Raw genomic sequence first — 558 nt, 5'->3', positions numbered from 1 at the left:
CCCGTAGCCGAGGCCGTACCAGAGCTCCAGTGCTTCATGGCGGCGATTCGCCAGGAACTCGGCGTACTTGTCTTCGCCCATCTCGCGCTTCAGGCGAGCGCTCTCGTCGGCGTAATGCGGGGATTCAATTGCTTCCCATACGGGCACACAGCCCATGTCAATGTCGGGGTGGATGGTCAGGCCGAGGCCGGACGAATGCACTGCCTGCGCCCTGGCGTTTTCGTCGACGTTCATGGCCCAGTCGGCGCGCCATGGAGCTCTGGCATCACTTTTTTGCGGCGAGAAGTCGGTGTACCCGCGTTCGCGCCACATCTGACGGAGCTGGCGCCCGAGCTCAGCCTTCATCGCGTTGAAGGCCGACTCGCCCATCTCCAGGATGAGCTCCTTCTCGCGGCTCCTCGACACGTCGGAGGAGCCATGGATCCACAGGATGTCGTCGTACTCGATCTGGAAACACAGGCCTGATCGGTGCCAGGCCACTGGCACCTCGACGCTGTTGACCTTCTCGTCAATCTCCCAGTCCTGACGCCATGACGCTTGCGAATCCATATCGGTACC

1 protein-coding gene is annotated in these 558 nt (G+C 62.0%); it reads right to left on the bottom strand.

Annotation, left to right across the window (positions count from 1 at the left end):
* Positions 1–558 (bottom strand): hypothetical protein (locus ACXJKR_RS34315; RefSeq protein ID WP_457326667.1); only part of this gene is annotated, 558 nt, incomplete at both ends.

This window comes from Roseateles sp. P5_E11 (assembly GCF_054049355.1).
Note: the sequence above shows the minus strand (reverse complement) of the source record. Positions and strands in the feature narration are given on the sequence as shown.